The organism is Pseudogulbenkiania sp. AW2-16 (assembly GCF_056824575.1).
On record NZ_CP157668.1, the window covers coordinates 1,870,675 to 1,888,584 of the forward strand.

Consider the following 17,910-nt stretch of genomic DNA (forward strand, 5'->3'; position numbering starts at 1 on the left):
TGTGTATTCCCGTTAAGGTGCCCAGCTTTGCGGGTTGACCGGGCGACCCATGTAGCGGATTTCAAAGTACAGCCCCGCCTCGCCGCTGTCCAGTGTGCCGGTGCTGCCGAGCTGCTCACCGGCCTTCACGCGTTCGCCGCTGCTGCGGCTCATGGCGGACAGCCCGGTGTAGACGGTGAGGTAGTTGCCGCCGTGGTCGACGATCACGGCATTGCCAAAGCCGCGCAGCGAGTCGGCGTAGACTACCTGGCCGTCGGCGACGACGCGCACCGGCTGGCCCGGCGAGGCGCTGATGAACAGCCCCTTCCAGGTGGTGCCCTCGGCTCGCCGGGTGCCGAAGCGACCGGCGATGCTGCCGGAGACCGGCAGGCGCATGCGACCCTGCAGGCTCCTGAAGGCCTTGCCGGCGCTGCTGGTGTCGGCTATCGCTTCGACCGCCGGTTCCGGCTCCGGTTTCACCGGCTTGGCCGCTTCCTTGGGCGCTGGCTTGCCGTGACGTCGTGCTTCGGCGGCGAGCTGGCGCTGCCGTTCGGCCGCCTTGCGGGCTTTTTCCTGCTGCGCCTGGCGGGCTTCGGCCAACTTGCGCGCCTGTTCGCGGCGGCGGCGCTCAATCTCGCGGTTGATCTGCTCAATCAGGCTGCTCAGGCGCTGCTGGTCTTCCTGCAGCTTCACCAGCTTGCCTTGGCGCTCGCGGATTTCGCTGGCCAGAGCCGCCAGCTTCTGCTGGTGCGCCTCGCGGTTTTGCTCGATGCGGCCCTTTTCCTGTGCTTTCTGGCTCGACAGGCTGTTGATGCGGGTCAGCTCCTGCTCCAGCTGGAACGACATCGCCTCCAGGTCGCCCTGCCGGGCGATCAGGTCGCCGACCAGCTGCTGCTGGGCGCGGGCGATATAGGTGTAGTAGGTGAGGTCGCGTGAGGTCTGGTTGGGGTCGCCGGCGTTGAGCATCAGGCTCATGGCGTCGTGGCGGCTGGCCCGGTACTGGCGGCTCAGCACGTGGGCTACCCGTTTGCGTACGCCTTTCAGCTCGTTCTGCGACGCTTGGATCTGGGCGCGCAGTTCGGCCAGTTGCTGCGCCGAGCTGCTTTGCTTCTGTTCCAGCGTGGCCAGCGACTTGCTGGTCTGCTGCAGCGCCTGCTCGCTGGCCTGGATGGCGCTCTGCGCCTCCTGCTTCACCGCCTGTTTCTGGGCGATGTCCTTCTTGAGGCTGTCGATTTCCTGGCGGACCTGCTGCAGGTCTTGCTGGTGCGGGGCGACGGACAGGGGCGCGGCGGCAGGGGCCGCCAGCGCGGCCCCTGCCAGCAGGGAGAGCAACAGGAACGGTTTCACTGGAAGTCGATCAGCGATTCGCCGCTCATTTCGGCGGGTTTGCCCAGGCCCATCATCGCCAGCAGCGACGGTGCGATGTCCTTCAGCGCGCCGCCGGCGCGGATGTGGGCGGGGCGGCCGATGTAGAGGAAGGGCACCGGGTTGGTGGTGTGCTGGGTATGCGGCTGGTCGTGCATGTTGTCGAACATGCTCTCGCAGTTGCCGTGGTCGGCGGTGATCAAGACTTCGCCGCCGGCCGCACGCATCGCCTCGACGCAGCGCGCCATGCACACGTCCAGTGCCTCCACCGCCTTGACCGCGGCGGCGAAATTGCCGGTGTGGCCGACCATGTCGCAGTTGGCGTAGTTGCAGATGATGGCGTGGTACTGGCCGGAGCGGATCGCCTCGACGATCTTGTCGGTGACTTCCGGCGCGTTCATTTCCGGCTGCAGGTCGTAAGTGGCGACCTTGGGCGAGGGCACCAGGATGCGGTCTTCACCGGGGTAGACCTGTTCTTCGCCGCCGTTGAAGAAGTAGGTGACGTGCGGGTACTTCTCGGTTTCGGCGATGCGCAGCTGCTTCAGACCGAGGCCGGCCAGGTACTCGCCCAGGCCGTTGCGGATCTTCTGTGGGGCGTAGGCCACCGGGTTGGCATAGGCCTCGCCGTAGGAGGTCAGCGTGGCGAAGTAGCCGAGCTTGGGCTGGCGCGCGGCAAAGCCGTCGAAGGCCGGGTCGGTCAGCGCGGTGGTGAGCTGGCGGGCGCGGTCGGCACGGTAGTTCATGAACAGCACCACGTCGCCGTCCTGCATCACGGTTTTGTCGCCGATCGCGGTGGCGGCGACGAATTCGTCGTTCTCGCCACGGGCATAGGCGGCGGCGAGCGCGGCGAGGCCGCTGTCGGCGTGGTACAGGCCTTCACCGTCCACCAGCAGACGGTAGGCCGGCTCGACGCGCTCCCAGCGCTTGTCGCGGTCCATCGCCCAGTAGCGGCCGGTGACCGACACCAGGCGCGCGCCGGGGCATTCGGCCAGTACGGCGTCGAGGCGCTTGAGGTAGGTTTCGGCGCTCTTCGGCGGCGTGTCGCGGCCGTCGAGGAAGGCGTGCACGTAAATGTGCGCCACGCCGGCGGCGTGGGCGGCCCGGATCAGGGCGTGGATATGGTTTTCGTGGGCGTGCACGCCGCCGTCGGAGAGCAGGCCCAGCACGTGCAGCGCGCTGCCCTTGGCGTGGGCGAAGGCGTCGGTCAGGACCGGGTTGCTGTCAAAGCGGCCATCCTCGATGTCGCAGTCGATGCGGCTGATATCCTGCTGCACCACGCGTCCGGCACCGATGTTCAGGTGGCCGACTTCGGAGTTGCCGAACTGGCCGCCGGGCAGGCCGACGAAGCCTTCGGAGGCGTCGATGGTGCCATAGGCGTACTGCTGGCGCAGGGCGTCCCAGGTCGGGGTGTGGGCGTGCAGGATGGCGTTGTCGTCGCCGTCCAGGCGATGGCCGAAGCCGTCCATGATCAGGAGGAGTACCGGTTTGAGTGCGTTCATGTGGGCGCGCGATCCAGAATATTAGGGATTCTTGATGGGGTTTGAACAGCTTGGGTAGTATTGTAACGCAATCAGACTGATAACAGATTCACGGAGATTCCCTTGCTGTTCAACGACAACCAGATCGAACAGACCTCGCGCGCGATGAAGGCCATGTCGCATCCGCTGCGCCTCAAGATCATCGCCGTGCTGGGTGACGGCGAAATCAGCGTGCAGGACATTGTCGACCGGGTCGGCACCTCGCAGAGCAATATCTCGCAGCACCTGGCCATCATGCGTGACAAGGGGGTGCTGCGCACGCGCAAGGACGCCAACCGGGTGTACTACCGTGTCGGCGACCTGCGAACGCTGGAGGTGCTGAGCCGGATGCGCGAGGTGTTCGGCGGCTTCGGCGACTGAGGTCCGCAGCCAGCACCGCCGATTCTCCTGCCCCGGCGCCGGTCTCATCTCGAGCGTAGCGAGGCGCCCTTGCCGGGCAAGGGCGGACTGCGTGCCAATCCATCGCTGAGCAAATCAGCGATTTGCACGCAGAGATGGGCTCGGCGAAGGATTGGGAATAGATGGACAGGCTGCGGAATCAACCCCTTGGGTGTAGAGGCCCGGCTCGGCCGGGGCCTGTAGCAAGCTGTCAGAGTGCTTTAGTTTGCAGTCTGAGACCGTCAACGACGGTCTTTTTTACGTCTGACGTACAGCGTCTTGTGCACCCGGGCCACCACTTCTCCGCCGTGGTCGACGACGTCCACCGTCATTTCGGGCAGGTATTTCTCGCCGCCGGCGGTGTGATGGCGGATCTCGGCCAACTGGGCCTCGTCCAGGCGGAAGCGTGCGTTGACCCGGCCGCGCCCGGGCTTGAGGTAGTCGATGCGGCCGGCACGGTCCCACACGTAGTAATCGCGCCCGAGGCAGTTCATCAGCATCAGCATGAAGAATGGGTCGGTCATGGCGTACAGGCTGCCGCCGAAGTGCACGCCGACGTAGTTGCGGTTGGTGAGCCCGAGGCGCAGGCTGACGTCGACTTCGCGCCAGTCGGTGGCGATGCGGCTGACGCGGATACCGGCGCCGAGAAACGGCGGCCACAGGTTGATGAGGGTCTTGACCAGGCGGGGGAGGGGGTCATGTCGATCTCAAACGTTTGTTTGAACGACGGCATGCTCCTCTCCCCGTGGCCTCTCTGTCAAGTTCCGATCCTGTCCAGGCTTTGTCGCGCGCCGCCAGCGGCGGGGAGAGAGCCGTACGTGGCGTGTTTGCTCCCGGCGCCGGGGCATGCAGCAAGACCCGGCGCCGGTGCTCAGAACGGCAGTTCCGGCTGGGCGCCGGCGGGGTGGTCGATGATGGCTTCGGTGCGGCCTTCGGCCAACTGCAGCGTCACGCGCTCGTGGTTGAGCAGCTCCAGCGGCGAGCGCACGGCGCGCCCGTCGGCCTTCTGCACGATGGCGTAGCCCCGCTCCAGCACCGCCTGTGGGTTCATCGCCTCCAGCGTGCCGGCCAGTCGCACCAGCGTCAGCCGATGCCTGCCCACCCAGCCGTCGCCGGCGCGGTGCAGCGCTTCGCTCAGGCGGTCGAGTTGCTGGACGTGCTGCGCCAGGTCCGGACGGTGGCGTCGAAGCCGGCTCTCGGCCAACTGCAGGCGCCAGCGGCGTTGCTCGAGCAGCCCCTGCACGTGCCGCCGCAGCCGGTCTTCGGCCAACCTTAGCGATTCGCGCTGACGGCGCAGGTGCTCGCCGGGGTGCTTCAGCCGGCGCGACAGGAAGTCGAGCCGCTGCGCCTTGTCGGTGAGCAGCCGGCCGAGCGCCCGCGCCAGGTGGCGCCGCGCCAGTTCGACCTGACCCTGCAGGTGTTCGCGGCTGGGCGAGACCAGCTCGGCGGCGGCGGTCGGGGTCGGCGCGCGGCGGTCGGCGACGAAGTCGCTGATGGTGAAGTCGGTTTCGTGGCCGACGCCGCTGACCACCGGGATCGGGCAGGCGGCGATGGCACGCGCCACCCCTTCCTCGTTGAACGACCACAGGTCCTCGATGCTGCCGCCGCCGCGGCAGACGATCAGCACGCCCACCTCGCGCCGCTCGCCGGCCCGCTGGATCGCGGCGGCCAGTTGCTCGGCCGAGCCCTGGCCCTGCACCTGGGACGGGTAGAGGATGACCGGGATGCTCGGCATGCGCCGGCGCAGCGTGGTCACCACGTCGCGCAGCGCGGCCGCGGCCGGCGAGGTGACGATGCCGATGGCGGCCGGGTGCGCCGGGATCGGCCGCTTGCGGGCGGCATCGAACAGGCCTTCCGCAGTCAGCTTCTGCTTCAGTTTTTCGTAGGCCTCGAACAGGCGGCCGAGGCCGGCCGAGCGCATGCTGTCGACGTTGATCTGGTATTCGCCGCGCGCCTCGTACAGCGTCACCAGGCCCTTGAGCTCGACCTGCATGCCCTCGCCGGGGCGAAAGCCGAGCCCGGCCAGCTTGTGGCGGAACATCACGCAGCGGATCTGCGCGCTGCCGTCTTTCAACAGAAAGTAGGCGTGACCCGAGGCGGCCAGCGTCAGGTTGGAAATCTCGCCGCCGATCCATAGCGCCGGCAGACCACTTTCCAGCAGGTCGCGCGCCATGCGGTTGAGTGCCGAGACGCTGATGACGTCGTTATGGGTTTGGTCGAAAATCATGGTTGTCAAGTCATCCACAGCAAAAAAGTCCCGCGTCGCGGAGTCGGGTCCAGCGGGCAAGACGACGGGTCGTGCCGCATTGTGCGTAGTGCGTATTCAATGTAATCAACGACTTAGTCGTTGTGCTCAATGTGTGGGCGAGAACGTGGGGAGCCTTGCCTGGCAATCCTTCCGGGTATTTTTCCCAGGCTTGTCCACAATTTTATCCACAGCTTTTGTGGATGATCCGGAATTCCCCTTATAAATTCATGGTTTAGCCATCTCTCTTGGAGCCACGTGGCAGCTGCTGCCGAGCGGTTGCCGAACCCCGGGCAAACCGGCTACAGTCTACCGTTTGTGATACGTCTTGGAGAATGCCTGTGGGGTCCATCATCGAAGCGGCAGGCTGGCCCATCTGGGCCATTATCGTCGCCTCCGTCATCTCGCTGACCATCATTTTCGAGCGTTTTTTCAGCTTGCGTCAGTCGCTGGTGGCGCCGCAGGGGCTGCTGGGGCAGACCTTGCAGGAATATCGCCGCGCCGGCGCAACGCAGGAACTGCTGCAGTTGCTGGGCCAGCATTCGCCGCTGGGGCGGCTGTTCGCCGCCGGGCTGCGCAACGCCGATGCCAGCCGTGAGGTCATGAAAGAGTCGATCGAGGACGAGGGACGCCTGGTGGCGCACCAACTGGAACGCTACCTCACCACGCTCGGCACCATCGCCGCCATGGCGCCGCTGCTGGGGCTGCTCGGCACGGTGATCGGCATGATCGAGATCTTCGGTTCGCAGGCACCGTCCGGCACCAATCCTACCGCACTGGCGCACGGCATTTCCGTGGCGCTCTACAACACCGCGTTCGGCCTGATCGTGGCGATCCCCAGCATGATGTTCTACCGCCATTTCCGCGCCCAGGTCGACGCCCTGCTGGTCGACATGGAGTCGCAGGCGGTGAAGCTGGTGGAAGTGCTGCACGGCGAGCGCAAGAACGGCAACGGCAACCACTGAGGCGCGGCATGAACTTTCGACGTGGCCGGCACCGGGAAGAACCGGAAATCAACTTCATCCCTCTGATCGACCTGCTGCTGGTGATCCTGATCTTCCTGATGGTCACCACCACCTATTCGCGCTATTCCGAACTGAAGATCAACCTGCCGGCGGCGCAGGGCGCGGCACAGGCGGAAAAGAGCAACGAGATCGACGTGGCGGTGTCGCCCGCCGGCGACATGATGGTGGGCGAGGTCAAGCTGCCGGCCGGTGATCGCGACGGTCTGGTGGCGCGCCTGAAGGACCTGGCCGCCGGCAAGCATGCCGTGGTGGTGGTGATCAACGCCGACGCCAAGGCCAGCCACCAGTCGGTGGTGGGGGTGATGGAGGCGGCGCGGCTGGCCGGGCTGACCCAACTGACCTTCGCCACGCAACTCCCTTCCGACGCTCGGCCGTGAAGGCGATCGAGCGCCACTGGTACCATCCCCGCGCCTGGCTGACCGTGCTGCTCGCCCCGCTGGAGGGGCTGTTCGCCGCCGTGTCGGCGCTGCGTCGCACCCTCTACCGTCGCGGCGTGTTCCGCTGCGAGCGTCTGCCCGTCCCGGTCGTCGTGATCGGCAACATCAACGTCGGCGGGGTGGGCAAGACGCCACTGACGCTGGCGCTGATCGAGGCGTTCCGGGCGCGTGGCGTGGCGGTCGGGGTGATCAGCCGCGGCTATGGCGGCCAGCACGAGGCTCCAACCGAAGTCGGGCCCCACTCCACGGCGGCCGAGGTCGGCGATGAGCCGCTGCTGATGGCCGCCGGGGGCGCCCCGGTGGTGGTCGGGCGTGACCGCGTCGCGGCGGGGCGCCTGTTGCTCGAGCGCCATCCTGAGGTGCAGTTGATTCTCAGCGACGACGGACTGCAGCATTACCGGCTGGGGCGCGACCTGGAACTGGTGGTGCTGGATGGCGCACGCGGCATCGGCAACGGGCGCCTGCTGCCCAACGGGCCACTGCGCGAGGCGGCCGGGCGGCTGCGTTCGGTCGACGCGATCGTGCTCAACGGCCCCCTTGCCGATGCCGCGCACTGGCTGCCCGCCGCGGTGCCGCGCTTTGCCATGACGCTCGAGCCGGGCGCCTTCGTCTCGCTGGCCGAGCCGGGGCGGATGCGCAGTGCCGCCGATTTCGCCGGCGAACGGCTGGTGGCGCTCGCCGGCATCGGCCATCCCGAACGCTTTTTCCGCACCCTCGAACAACTGGGCCTCGATCCCGGCCGGCGGCTCGCTTTTCCCGACCACCACGCTTTCCAGCCGCAGGACATTCCGGACGATGCCGATGCAGTACTGGTGACGGCCAAGGACGCCGTCAAGTTGCACTGCGTCAATCGTGCTAGACTATGGGTCCTGCCGGTCCGGGCGCGGCTCGCCCCGGACCTTGCCGACTGGATTCTTGCCCGATTGAAGATACGACATGGACGCTAAATTTCTCGACATTCTGGTGTGCCCGCTGTGCAAGGGCCCGCTGGTGTACCGCAAGGCCGAACAGGAGCTGGTGTGCAAGGGCGACCGGCTGGCGTTTCCCATCCGCGACGGCATCCCGATGATGCTGGAGAGCGAGGCGCGCGAGTTGCCGGCCGAGGAAGAGGTGGAATGAACCGCGGCTTCACCGTGGTGGTCCCGGCGCGCATGGCGTCGAGCCGGCTGCCCGGCAAGCCGCTGGCCGACATCGCCGGCAAGCCGATGGTGGTGCGGGTGGCCGAGCAGGCTGCCGGGTCGGCCGCGCGCGCGGTGATCGTCGCCACCGATCATCCCGACATCGCCGCCGCTTGTGCCGAGCACGGCGTACGCGCGGTGATGACCCGGGCAGACCATGCCAGCGGCACCGACCGCCTGGCCGAGGTCGCCGCCACGCTCAGCCTGGCCGCCGACGAGATCATCGTCAACGTGCAGGGCGACGAACCGCTGATCGACCCGGCGCTGATCGACCGCCTGGCCGGCCTGATGGCCGAATCCGGCGTGCCGATGGCGACGCTGGCGCATCCCATCCACTGTGCCGCCGACGTGTTTAATCCCAACGTCGTGAAAGTGGTGCTTGACCGGACCGGCCGTGCTCTTTATTTTAGTCGGGCACCCATCCCCTATGCCCGAGATGCGTTCGCTCAGGATGTGAACGTTTTGCCGCCCGAGCTACCGGTTCTGCGGCACATCGGCATGTACGCCTACCAGGCGGGTTTTCTCTCTACCTACACTTCGCTGACGCCCGCGCCGCTGGAAACGTTCGAGGCGCTGGAGCAGTTGCGCGTGCTGTGGCACGGCTACCCCATCATGGTGGCCACCGTCGCCGACGCGCCGCCAGCCGGAGTCGATACGCCAGATGATCTCGAGCGGGTGCGTGCTCTGTTCGCCACCCGCTCGAAAAACGATTAGCACAAAAGACGAAACGCAAACTTTGACGGGAGAGTAATTCATGAGAATGATTCTGTTGGGCGCTCCGGGCGCCGGCAAGGGCACCCAGGCCAACTACATCAAGGAAAAGTTCGGCATTCCGCAAATCTCCACCGGCGACATGCTGCGCGCCGCGGTGAAGGCGGGTACCCCGCTGGGCCTGGAAGCCAAGAAGATCATGGACGAGGGTGGCCTCGTGCGTGACGACATCATCATCGGTCTCGTCAAGGAGCGCATCGCCGAAGCCGACTGCGCCAACGGTTTCCTGTTCGATGGTTTCCCGCGCACCATTCCGCAAGCCGAAGCGATGAAGGAAGCCGGCGTTGCCATCGACTACGTGGTGGAAATCGACGTGCCGGACGCACTGATCGTCGACCGCATGTCCGGCCGCCGCGTGCACGTGGCTTCCGGCCGCACCTACCATGTCAAGTACAACCCGCCCAAGGCGGAAGGTCGTGACGACGTCACCGGCGAAGAGCTGATCCAGCGCGACGACGACAAGGAAGAAACCGTGCTCAAGCGTCTGGCGGTCTACCACGAGCAGACCGAAGTGCTGGTTGGCTACTACTCGCAACAGGCCGCTGCTGGCGACGCTACGGCGCCGAAATACGTCAAGATCGACGGCACCCAGGCGGTGGAAGCGGTACGCGACCAGGTGTTTGCCGCTTTGGGTTGATCGAGACGGCAAGACGATGAAAAAGGACGGTCAGACCGTCCTTTTTGCGCCTGGGGGGCTGCGCACGCCCTCCAGGCTACGCCCTGGCTCAGAAAGGTGCCTGACAGGGGATGTCCAGGGTGAAGACCGAGCCCTGGCCCGGCTGGCTTGCCACCGTTAGGGTGCCGCCCAGCGGCTGGCGTGCCTTGCTGTTGGCGAGGTAGAGCCCGAGCCCGCGGTGTTCCTGTCCGCCGCGGGTGGTGAAAAACGGCTCGAACACCCGGTCCAGGTTTTCCGGAGCGATGCCGCAACCGCTGTCGCTGATGCTGATGCGGACGTGCCGCTCGTCCCGCAAGGCGCTCTCCAGCCGTATCCGGCCACGTTGTCCCGCTTGGAAGGCGTGGAGCGTGGCATTCTCCAGCAACTGGCTCACCACCTGGAACAGTGCACCCGGATAGCTGTCCATCAGCACGTCGAGTTCCCCGTGCAGTTCGATGTCCAGGTTGGCGCTCTCGCGCTGTGGCTTCAGGTTGCGGACGATTTCTTCCAGGTAGGCCGTCAGCGGGAATTGACGCCGCGTCTCGCCGGTCTGGTCCTGTGCGATCTGGCGGAAGCTATGGACCAGGTCCGCCGCGCGTTCCGCACTGGAGAGCAGTAGCTGGCAGCTCTCTTCGGTATGCGCCAGATAGTCCAGGAATTCGCTCTTCTTGATGGTCCCGGCGTTAAGGCTCTCCGTCAGGTAATGGGTGGTGTTGGCGAGGCTGGAGGCGGTGCTCAGCGTGACCCCGATCGGGGTGTTGATTTCATGGGCGACGTCGGCCCCAAGCCGCCCCAGCGTGGCCGGGTTCTCGCTTTCCTCCAGGGTCTGTTGTGCCAGCTCAAGCTGCTGGAAGGCCTGTTGGGCGCGCTGCTTCTCTTCCTGTGCTTGGGCATCGGCACGCTGCAGGGTGACGAGGTCGAGGCGCCGTTGCTCGCCAAGGCGCCGCGCGCTGTCGAGAAGGGGGCGAACTCCTGGCTGACGGCGCCGGTGTTGTCGGCGGCGGGTTCTGGTGCGCTCTGGGCTAGCGCCTTCTCCAGCTGTTGTCGCAGCTGGTCCAGCGGTTGCCGCAGGTGGCGCTGCAGCGCGTAGCGCAGCAGAAGCCACAGCCCCCCGTCCAGCAGCAGCACCTGCAGCAGCAGGTCGAGACGGCGTTGCTGCTCCTTGAGCCGCAGCGATTCGCGGCTCAGGTAGACCGTGGCCTGGGCGAGCTGTTCCTGCTTCAGGTAGGTGATGGCAAAGCTGAGCCGGTCGTCCGCCGGCGGCTGGTCGGCAGGCGTCATGTCGCGCACGGCGCGCCCATCGCGGATACGGCCGAGATTGAGCCCTGCATCGCCCTGGATGCGGATGGCCTCCACCGCTGACCAGGCCAGCTCGGCGTCGAGCAGCTGCCGCAGGTAGGGTTCGTCGAGCTGCCAGACGCCATGCGGCAAGGTGAGCTCCAGTCGATGGGTCAGCGACTTTCTGAGCGCCATGTACTCGCTTTGATCCTGTCGCCGGCTGTAATCGTTGCAGACCACGCCCAGCACTGTGAGCAGCAGGGTGGCGCCGCCGAGCAGCCAGATTGCCAGTTTTCCCGTGAACGTACGCATAGCCCCTTTCTGCACTAGCCGTGTCTTTTATCCTATATGTTGACCATGTAAAAGCAAAAAAACACAAACCGGGTAAATACGATCGCTGCTGGTTCAGGCATCGTGCTGCGAGGGACTTGTCATGAGAACGAGAACATTGCTGGCCGGGCTGCTGCTGCTGTCAGGCGTTCCGGCCTGGGCCTTGGAATGGCAGGGGACGACGGCAGGGGCCACGGCCACGAGTGGCATCCTCGCCGCTACTGCCGGGAGGCTGCCGGGTTGCGGCGACGGGCCGGGTGATGTCGCCTGTCGCGAGCGCAGGCGGGACGCCGCACCGACAAGGCGCGTGGCGGTGTCCTCGAGCGCGCTGCCCGAGGCCCGGAGGACGGCACCGTATCGGGCGAGGGTGTTCAGCGACCGCGGCCGCCGGATGGTCCCGCGCACGGTGCTGCTCGACGACGCAGTCTCCGGCATGGCCAGGGGTGGGGTGGCCGCCATGACCGGGACGGTGGCCATGGCGCAGCTGGGAAGGGAGTGACGGGAGGGGTGGGCCGGGCAGCCTGCCCGGTCCATTTCAGCTGGCGTGCGCCGCCGCGGCGTTTCTGGTCGGCAGCTTCTGCAGCAACAGGCCGGAGAGGATCAGGCCGAGTCCGATCAGGGTCGAGCCGAGGATGGGCTCGCCGATCACCAGCCAGATCAGCACCAGCGACAGCAGCGGCGACAGGAAGATCAGGTTGGCGATCTTGGCGGTGCTGCTGGTCAGTTTCATCGCCGTGAGCCACATGACGAAGGTGAAGCCCATCTCGAGCGCGCCGACGTAGGCGGCACCCGCGATCCCCTGCCAGGCCACCGGGCGCAGTTCACCGCTGAGCGCGCACCAGATCACGATGAGGGGCAAGGCCAGCAGGAAGTTGAGGGTGAGTCCCAACACCGGTTCACGCTGGTCGCGCGTGTTGAAGATCCAGTAGCCGGCCCACAGCAGCGTGGAGAGCAGGGCGTAGCCGACCCCGGCCAGACTGGAAAAATGCAGCGTCAGCAGCTCGCCGCGCGTGCCGATCACCAGCACGCCGAGATAGCAGATCAGCGCCGCCAGCGCATCGCGTCCTTTCAGCGGCTGTTTCAACAGCGGCACCGCCAGCAGCGTCATGGTCAGCGCCCAGGTGTAGTTGATCGCCTGGGCTTCCTGTGCCGGCAGCAGCGAGTAAGCCTGGAACAGGATCAGGTAGTAGAGGAAGGGGTTGATCGCGCCCAGGATCAGCGAGCGTCGCCAATGTTGGCCGAAGGCGGTTTTCAATTCGCCGAGGCGGCCCTGGCACAACAGGATGAGCAGCAGCGACAGCAGCGAGAACGCGGTGCTGTAGAGTACCAGCTGCGCCGGGCTGAGGTGCGCCAGGCTGATCTTGAAGGCGGTGGCCACGGTCGACCACGCCAGCACGGCGGACAGGCCGTAAGCGTAGGCTTGCTTTTGGCGACTCAAAGGGGACTCCTGGATGGGGTGGGGTTGCCCGATTGTAGCGGCTGACCTTAGGACTGGCCATCATTGGAGACTGGATACAATGACCGTCCGACTCAGCCGTGTACGCCTGTGCGCGCCTGGTTGATCATGCGCGACAACAGTGGCACGGTCGCGGCAGCCGTGAGCCCGACCGGGCCTTGCTCGGTGCGGGTATAGGCATCGCCCGCCAGTCCGTGCAGGTGCACCCCCAGCGCGGCGGCGTCGAACGCGGCCAGTCCCTGCGCCAGCAAGGCGGCCACCAGCCCGCTCAGCACGTCGCCCTGGCCGGCCACCGCCAGCGCCGGGCCGCCGCTGGTGTTGAGCCGGTAATAGCCGTCGGGGCGCACGATCAGGCTGCCGGCCCCCTTGAGCACCACGACGCTGTCGAGGCGCTGCGCTAGCGTTCGTGCGGCAGCGAGCCGGTCGGCCTGCACCTCGGCCGTGCTGCACGCCAGCAGGCGCGCGGCCTCGGCCGGATGGGGGGTGAGGACGATCTCCCCCTGGCGCCGGCTCAGCACCTGTTGCAGCGCACTGTCGCCGGCCAGCAGGTTTAGTGCATCGGCATCCAGCAGCAGCGGGACGTCGGTGTCGAGTAGCCCGGCCAGCCACTGGCGGGCGCAGCTGCCTTGCCCCAGCCCGGGGCCGATGGCGACGGTGTCGGCACGGGGCAGCGTGGTGCTCGGCTCGAGCGCTTGGATCATCAGCTCGGGAGCCGCCGGATCGACGGCCAAGCGGTCATCCAGTGTCGCCAGATGCACCTTGCCGGCGCCGCCCGCGTAGGCGGAGCGTCCGGCGAGCAGGGGGGCGCCGAGCATGCCGCGCGCGCCGCCGATCACCAGCACGCAGCCGAAGCGTCCCTTGTGGCTGTCATTGGCGCGTGCCGGCAGCAGGGCCAGCGGGCGGTTCAACTCGCCCTCTGCGGCGGGGCAGAGTTCGCTGGGGTAGTCCAGCGGCGCCAGCTCGACCTGCCCTGCCAGGTCGGCGCCAGCCGCCATGTAGAGCCCCGGTTTGTAACTGAGGAACGTCAGCGTGTGGCTGGCACGGATGGCAACGTTGGCGACGGTGCCGCGGTACGGGTCGAGGCCGGAAGGGGTGTCCAGCGCCAGGACTGGAATGGCCAGCGCGTTTAGCTGGCGGATGGTATCCAGCCACGGTGCGGCGAAGTCGCGCGCGAGGCCGATGCCGAACAAGCCGTCAATGATCAGGGCCGGTGGAGGGGCGTCTTCGGCCAACGTGGAGCGCGGCTGCAGGCCGGCCGCCAGCAGCGCCTGCAAGGCGGCTTGGGTGGTGGGGGAGGTCGGTATGGCGGGCAGCAGCAGGTCGACGTGATAGCCGCGCTGGTGCAGCAGCAGCGCGGCCTGCAGCGCGTCGCCACCATTGTTGCCCGGACCGGCGGCGACCAGCACGTGAGCTCCCGGGGTCAGGTGTGCCCCCACCCAGTCGGCGGTGGCGCGGGCCGCCTGCGCCATCAGGTCGAGACCGTGGTCGGCGGCGTCCTGTTCCAACTGGCGCAGCGCGGCCAGGCTCAGTAGTTCGTTAGCTCGCATCGCCAGCACCCTCTTGTGTCTCACCCCAGCGTGGCAGCAGCGCATGGTCGACGCCCAACTGATCCAGTATCCGTGCCACGATGAAGTCGACCATGTCGTCCACGCTTTGCGGGTGGGTGTAGAAGCCGGGAGCGGGGGGCAGGATCACCGTGCCGAGCCGGGCCAGTTTCAGCATGTTTTCCAGGTGGATGACCGACAGCGGCGTTTCGCGCGGCACCAGGATCAGACGGCGGCCTTCCTTGATGGTGACGTCGGCGGCGCGCTCGATCAGGTTGTCCGACATGCCGTGGGCGATGGCGGCGAGTGTGCCCATCGAGCAGGGGCACACCACCATGGCATCGGCCGGGTTGGAGCCCGACGCCACCGGGGCGAACCACTCCTCGCGGCCGAAGGCCTCGAGCTGGCCGAGGGCGGCGCCGCTGCGTTCGGCGAGCCAGTCGCGCAGCTCGGCCGGGCGCGACGGCAGGCTGAGCTGCATCTCCTGGCGCGCCACGACCTGGGCGGCCTGCGACGACAGCACCCAGACCCGCTTGCCGGCCTGAATCAGGCACTCGATCAGGCGCAGGCCGTAGGGCAGGCCGGAAGCGCCGGTCAGGGCGACGGTGACGGTGTGGACGGGGCGCATGAGGATCCTTCTAGAAGCTTGCCGGCGATAATGCCGTTGACCAGCCCGCTGAGCAGGGCGGCCAGGGCGAACGCCGGGACGAAATACAGGATGTTGTCGGACGGGATCAGCCAGGCGCGCGCCAGCAGCAGCTGACCGCCGATATGGCAGAACGCCGCCACCAGGCTGGCGCTGACCGGGCCGAACCAGCGCTTCGGCCAAGCCCGCGTCAGACCGAGCCCGGCCAGGCTGGCGACGCCGCCGGCGAGGCCGAGAAAGAAGCCGGGGGTGAGCAGACTGCCCAGCAACAGGCCGGCACCAAGGATGCGCAGCAGGCTGACCCACACCGCGGCGCGCCAGCCCAGCGTCTCCAGCGCCAGCAGCGTGACTATATTGGCCAGCCCAGGCTTGACGCCGGGCAGCGGCGAGGGGATGCCGGCATCCACCACGGCCAGCACGATGGCCAGCGCGGCGAGCCGCGCGATGCGGTGATCGTGCGGCTGGGCGTAGAGCCAGCGGGTGTCAGAAGTTGAGGCTGTCATAAGGCTGATCGGGCCCGGTCAGTTCGATGCTGGTGGCGTTGGGCAGGCAGATCGCCACCTGTCCCGCCCGCGACAGCCAGCCCTGATGCACGCAGTACTGGCGCGGACTTGGGTCCTGCTTGATGCGCGCCCTGCCGCCCGCGATCTCGACCACGGTCACCCCCAGGGGGCCCTGCACCGGTACCAGCCGGTTGTGCAGCAGGCTCAGGCTGGCGACCCGTTGTCCGCCGGCGCGTATCGTCACGCTGCGCGCCTGTCCCTGCCCCCACAGCTGCCAGGCGAGCCAGCCGGTCAGCACGGCTCCGCCCAGCAGGACCAGCCAGTCGCCGGGCCGGATCAGCCGGCTCATGCGTCCCGCGAGAGCTGGCGATGGCGCAGCAGGACCTGCTCGTTGGCAAAACTCCTGGCCAGCGCTTCGGCGATGAAGACCGAGCGGTGCTGGCCGCCGGTGCAGCCGATCGCCACCGTCAGGTAACTGCGGTTGTCCTGGCGAAACGCCGGCAGCCACTTGGCGACGAACTGGCGGATGTCGCCGAGCAGCTCGTCCACCATCGGATATTGGGCGAAGTAGGCCGCGATCGGCGCGTCCTGCCCGGTGAGCGGGCGCAAGGTGTTGTCGTAGTAGGGGTTGGGCAGGCAGCGCACGTCGAACACGAAGTCGGCGTCGAGCGGCACGCCGTGCTTGAAGCCGAACGACTCGAAGATGATGGTCAGACGGTTGTCGTCGGCCTCGACCAAGTCGTTGACCCAACTGCGCAAGGTGTTGGCCGACAGCTCGCTGGTATCGAGACGCGCACCCAGTTCGCGGATGCTCTCGAGCAGTTCCTGCTCCTTGCGGATGCACTCTTCCACCGTCAGGCCGGAGCCGGACAGCGGGTGGCGGCGGCGGGTTTCGGAGAAGCGCTTGACCAGGGTGTCGGTCTTGGATTCGAGAAACAAGAGGCGCACGTCGATGCCGCGTTCGCGCAGTTTCTGCATTTCCACCGGCAAGGCCCCGAGCGAGGGACTTGAGCGGGTATCGACGCTGATGGCGATGCGCTCGTAGCCGTAGGTGGCGTAGATCGCGACCGCCTCGCGCAACATGGTGGCCGGGAGGTTGTCGACACAGTAGTAGCCGGCGTCTTCCAGGGCACGCAACGCCACCGATTTGCCCGAGCCGGACAGGCCGCTAATCAGTATCAGGCGCATGCTCTTGTTCCCTGAGGAAGTTGGTATGCCGTTCGATGAACTCGCGGGTGCTGTCGATACCGCGTAATTGAAGAATATAGTTTCGCACGGCGGCTTCAACCAGAACCGCCAGGTTGCGGCCGGCGGCGACCGGCAGCACCACCTTGCGCACCATCACGCCGATGATGTCCTGCGTCTCCGACTGGATGTTGAGGCGGTCGAGCGCCTGCATCGCCTGGTCGTTGGCCTTGACCAGGTGGATGATCAGCTTGAGCACCTTTTTCGGCCGTACCGCGGTTTCGCCGAAGATGGTGCGGATGTTCAGGATGCCCAGGCCGCGTACTTCGAGGAAGTCGCGCAACAGCGGCGGGCAGCGCCCTTCCAGGGTTTCCGGCCCGATGCGGTAGAGCTCCACGGCGTCGTCGGCCACCAGGCCGTGACCGCGCGAAATCAGTTCCAGCGCCAGTTCGCTCTTGCCCATGGCCGAATCGCCCATGATCAGCACGCCGATTTCCAGCACGTCGAGGAACACCCCGTGCAGCACGGTCGAGACCGCCAGCGCGCGCGCCAGATAGATGCGCAGCACATCCATCAGGTAGGGGCTCTCCAGCGGCGTGGTCATCAGCGGCACGTTGTGGGTGTGGCAGTAGTCGCGCAGCAGCTTGGGCACCGGCTGACCGTTGGCCACCATCACCACCGACATGCTCTTGTGGAACAGCTGATCCAGCGCGGTCTTGGCGGCCGACTGCTCCAGGCGGTCGAGGTACTCGACTTCGGCCGGGCCCAGCACCTGCACCCGGTTGGGGTGGATGAAGTTGAGGTGGCCCACCAGCGCCAGCAGCGGACGCTGCTCGTCGTTGCCGATCAGGTTGTCGGCTCCGCCGGTCCCGGCAACCCAGCTCAGGTTCAGTTTGTGCTGGTTGTCGTGGTAGAGCTTGCGAACGCTTATGCTAGGCATTGGGAGACCATTCGGTCAGCAGGGTGTAGAGCTCGTCGGCATTCTGGGCGGCGAGCAGCTTCTCGCGCAGTGGCCGGCTGGAGAAAAGTTGGGCCAGTTCCGACAGCACCTGCAGGTGCAGGTCGGTGGCCTGTTCCGGCACCAGCAGCACGAACAGGATCTGTACCGGCTTGCCGTCCGGGGCGTCGAAGGGAATCGCCGATTTGAGGCGGATCAGTACACCGGCCGCCTCTTTCAGACCACGGGCGCGGCCGTGCGGAATGGCCACACCTTGCCCGAGCCCGGTGGAGCCGAGCTTCTCGCGGGCGAACAGGCACTCGAACACTTCACTGCGCGCGATGCCGCGGGTGTTCTCGATCAGGAGGCCTACCTGCTCGAAGACGCGCTTCTTGCTGGCCACGTCGAGGTCGAGCAGGACGTTGTCCCGAGTTAGGATTTTGCCGATCAGGCTCATAGG

General features: G+C 66.8%; 22 protein-coding genes. 8 read left to right on the plus strand and 14 right to left on the minus strand.

Going from position 1 to position 17,910, the window contains the following annotated elements:
• Positions 1-12: 12 nt before the first annotated feature.
• Together ABKF58_RS09085 and gpmI are read right to left on the minus strand one after the other, a co-directional pair.
• On the minus strand, positions 13-1,326 hold the full coding sequence (locus ABKF58_RS09085; RefSeq protein ID WP_482584192.1) for a murein hydrolase activator EnvC family protein: 1,314 nt from the start codon (positions 1,324-1,326) through the stop codon (positions 13-15).
• Positions 1,323-2,843, minus strand: a complete 1,521-nt coding sequence (gene gpmI / locus ABKF58_RS09090; protein WP_482584193.1) for a 2,3-bisphosphoglycerate-independent phosphoglycerate mutase — start codon at positions 2,841-2,843, stop codon at positions 1,323-1,325. The genes ABKF58_RS09085 and gpmI overlap by 4 nt, the downstream gene beginning before the upstream one ends.
• A gap of 102 nt (positions 2,844-2,945) precedes the next feature.
• On the opposite strand from gpmI, the gene ABKF58_RS09095 reads away from it, so the two are divergent.
• Positions 2,946-3,242 carry an ArsR/SmtB family transcription factor gene (locus ABKF58_RS09095; protein WP_008954893.1) on the plus strand — a complete coding sequence of 99 codons (297 nt, stop codon included), beginning with the start codon at positions 2,946-2,948 and terminating at the stop codon, positions 3,240-3,242.
• A gap of 260 nt (positions 3,243-3,502) precedes the next feature.
• Here the strand turns inward: ABKF58_RS09095 and ABKF58_RS09100 are convergent, their stop codons facing one another.
• Together ABKF58_RS09100 and xseA are read right to left on the minus strand one after the other, a co-directional pair.
• Entirely contained in the window at positions 3,503-3,943 is a 441-nt protein-coding gene (locus ABKF58_RS09100) for a DUF4442 domain-containing protein (protein WP_482584349.1), read from the minus strand.
• 188 nt (positions 3,944-4,131) lie between these two features.
• Positions 4,132-5,487 (minus strand): exodeoxyribonuclease VII large subunit, encoded by a 1,356-nt coding sequence (xseA, locus tag ABKF58_RS09105; RefSeq protein WP_482584194.1) that lies wholly within the window; start codon positions 5,485-5,487, stop codon positions 4,132-4,134.
• Positions 5,488-5,840: 353 nt separating this feature from the next.
• On the opposite strand from xseA, the gene ABKF58_RS09110 reads away from it, so the two are divergent.
• The 6 genes from ABKF58_RS09110 to adk are packed head-to-tail and all read left to right on the plus strand — an operon-like array spanning position 5,841 to position 9,553.
• Positions 5,841-6,470: a MotA/TolQ/ExbB proton channel family protein gene (locus ABKF58_RS09110; protein ID WP_482584195.1), complete on the plus strand. Its 630-nt coding sequence runs from the start codon at positions 5,841-5,843 to the stop codon at positions 6,468-6,470.
• Positions 6,471-6,478: 8 nt separating this feature from the next.
• Positions 6,479-6,907: an ExbD/TolR family protein gene (locus ABKF58_RS09115; protein ID WP_008954897.1), complete on the plus strand. Its 429-nt coding sequence runs from the start codon at positions 6,479-6,481 to the stop codon at positions 6,905-6,907.
• On the plus strand, positions 6,904-7,914 hold the full coding sequence (gene lpxK, locus ABKF58_RS09120; RefSeq protein ID WP_482584196.1) for a tetraacyldisaccharide 4'-kinase: 1,011 nt from the start codon (positions 6,904-6,906) through the stop codon (positions 7,912-7,914). The genes ABKF58_RS09115 and lpxK overlap by 4 nt, the downstream gene beginning before the upstream one ends.
• Positions 7,904-8,086, plus strand: a complete 183-nt coding sequence (locus ABKF58_RS09125; RefSeq protein ID WP_008954899.1) for a Trm112 family protein — start codon at positions 7,904-7,906, stop codon at positions 8,084-8,086. The genes lpxK and ABKF58_RS09125 overlap by 11 nt, the downstream gene beginning before the upstream one ends.
• Complete coding sequence (kdsB, locus tag ABKF58_RS09130) at positions 8,083-8,859, plus strand: 3-deoxy-manno-octulosonate cytidylyltransferase (RefSeq protein ID WP_482584197.1); 777 nt, start codon at positions 8,083-8,085, stop codon at positions 8,857-8,859. Before ABKF58_RS09125 ends, kdsB begins: the two co-directional genes overlap by 4 nt.
• A gap of 40 nt (positions 8,860-8,899) precedes the next feature.
• Positions 8,900-9,553 carry an adenylate kinase gene (gene adk / locus ABKF58_RS09135; protein ID WP_008954901.1) on the plus strand — a complete coding sequence of 218 codons (654 nt, stop codon included), beginning with the start codon at positions 8,900-8,902 and terminating at the stop codon, positions 9,551-9,553.
• An 88-nt stretch (positions 9,554-9,641) separates the two neighbouring features.
• Here adk and ABKF58_RS09140 read toward each other — a convergent pair whose 3' ends face one another.
• Positions 9,642-9,998 (minus strand): sensor histidine kinase, encoded by a 357-nt coding sequence (locus ABKF58_RS09140; RefSeq protein ID WP_482584350.1) that lies wholly within the window; start codon positions 9,996-9,998, stop codon positions 9,642-9,644.
• Between the two features lie 18 nt (positions 9,999-10,016).
• Between ABKF58_RS09140 and ABKF58_RS09145 the strand changes: the two genes are divergently transcribed.
• The gene (locus ABKF58_RS09145) at positions 10,017-10,190 is read left to right on the plus strand and encodes a hypothetical protein (protein ID WP_482584198.1); all 174 of its coding nucleotides are present in this window, start codon (positions 10,017-10,019) and stop codon (positions 10,188-10,190) included.
• Between the two features lie 116 nt (positions 10,191-10,306).
• Here ABKF58_RS09145 and ABKF58_RS09150 read toward each other — a convergent pair whose 3' ends face one another.
• The 9 genes from ABKF58_RS09150 to ptsN all read right to left on the minus strand — a co-directional run bounded on the left by ABKF58_RS09150 (position 10,307) and on the right by ptsN (position 17,907).
• Positions 10,307-11,161 carry a hypothetical protein gene (locus tag ABKF58_RS09150; protein WP_482584199.1) on the minus strand — a complete coding sequence of 285 codons (855 nt, stop codon included), beginning with the start codon at positions 11,159-11,161 and terminating at the stop codon, positions 10,307-10,309.
• Between the two features lie 553 nt (positions 11,162-11,714).
• The gene (locus ABKF58_RS09155) at positions 11,715-12,617 is read right to left on the minus strand and encodes a DMT family transporter (RefSeq protein ID WP_008954903.1); all 903 of its coding nucleotides are present in this window, start codon (positions 12,615-12,617) and stop codon (positions 11,715-11,717) included.
• 92 nt (positions 12,618-12,709) lie between these two features.
• Positions 12,710-14,182, minus strand: coding sequence for an NAD(P)H-hydrate dehydratase (locus ABKF58_RS09160; protein ID WP_482584200.1), 1,473 nt, complete (start codon positions 14,180-14,182; stop codon positions 12,710-12,712).
• Positions 14,172-14,807 carry a flavin prenyltransferase UbiX gene (locus ABKF58_RS09165; RefSeq protein WP_482584201.1) on the minus strand — a complete coding sequence of 212 codons (636 nt, stop codon included), beginning with the start codon at positions 14,805-14,807 and terminating at the stop codon, positions 14,172-14,174. The genes ABKF58_RS09160 and ABKF58_RS09165 overlap by 11 nt, the downstream gene beginning before the upstream one ends.
• Positions 14,774-15,328, minus strand: coding sequence for a Gx transporter family protein (locus tag ABKF58_RS09170; protein ID WP_482584202.1), 555 nt, complete (start codon positions 15,326-15,328; stop codon positions 14,774-14,776). The genes ABKF58_RS09165 and ABKF58_RS09170 overlap by 34 nt, the downstream gene beginning before the upstream one ends.
• Positions 15,309-15,677: a NusG domain II-containing protein gene (locus tag ABKF58_RS09175; RefSeq protein ID WP_482584203.1), complete on the minus strand. Its 369-nt coding sequence runs from the start codon at positions 15,675-15,677 to the stop codon at positions 15,309-15,311. Before ABKF58_RS09175 ends, ABKF58_RS09170 begins: the two co-directional genes overlap by 20 nt.
• Complete coding sequence (gene rapZ / locus ABKF58_RS09180) at positions 15,674-16,516, minus strand: RNase adapter RapZ (RefSeq protein ID WP_008954908.1); 843 nt, start codon at positions 16,514-16,516, stop codon at positions 15,674-15,676. Before rapZ ends, ABKF58_RS09175 begins: the two co-directional genes overlap by 4 nt.
• Positions 16,497-17,453, minus strand: coding sequence for an HPr(Ser) kinase/phosphatase (gene hprK, locus ABKF58_RS09185; protein ID WP_482584204.1), 957 nt, complete (start codon positions 17,451-17,453; stop codon positions 16,497-16,499). The genes rapZ and hprK overlap by 20 nt, the downstream gene beginning before the upstream one ends.
• Positions 17,446-17,907, minus strand: a complete 462-nt coding sequence (gene ptsN / locus ABKF58_RS09190; protein WP_008954910.1) for a PTS IIA-like nitrogen regulatory protein PtsN — start codon at positions 17,905-17,907, stop codon at positions 17,446-17,448. Before ptsN ends, hprK begins: the two co-directional genes overlap by 8 nt.
• Between the last annotated feature and the right edge of the window lie 3 nt (positions 17,908-17,910).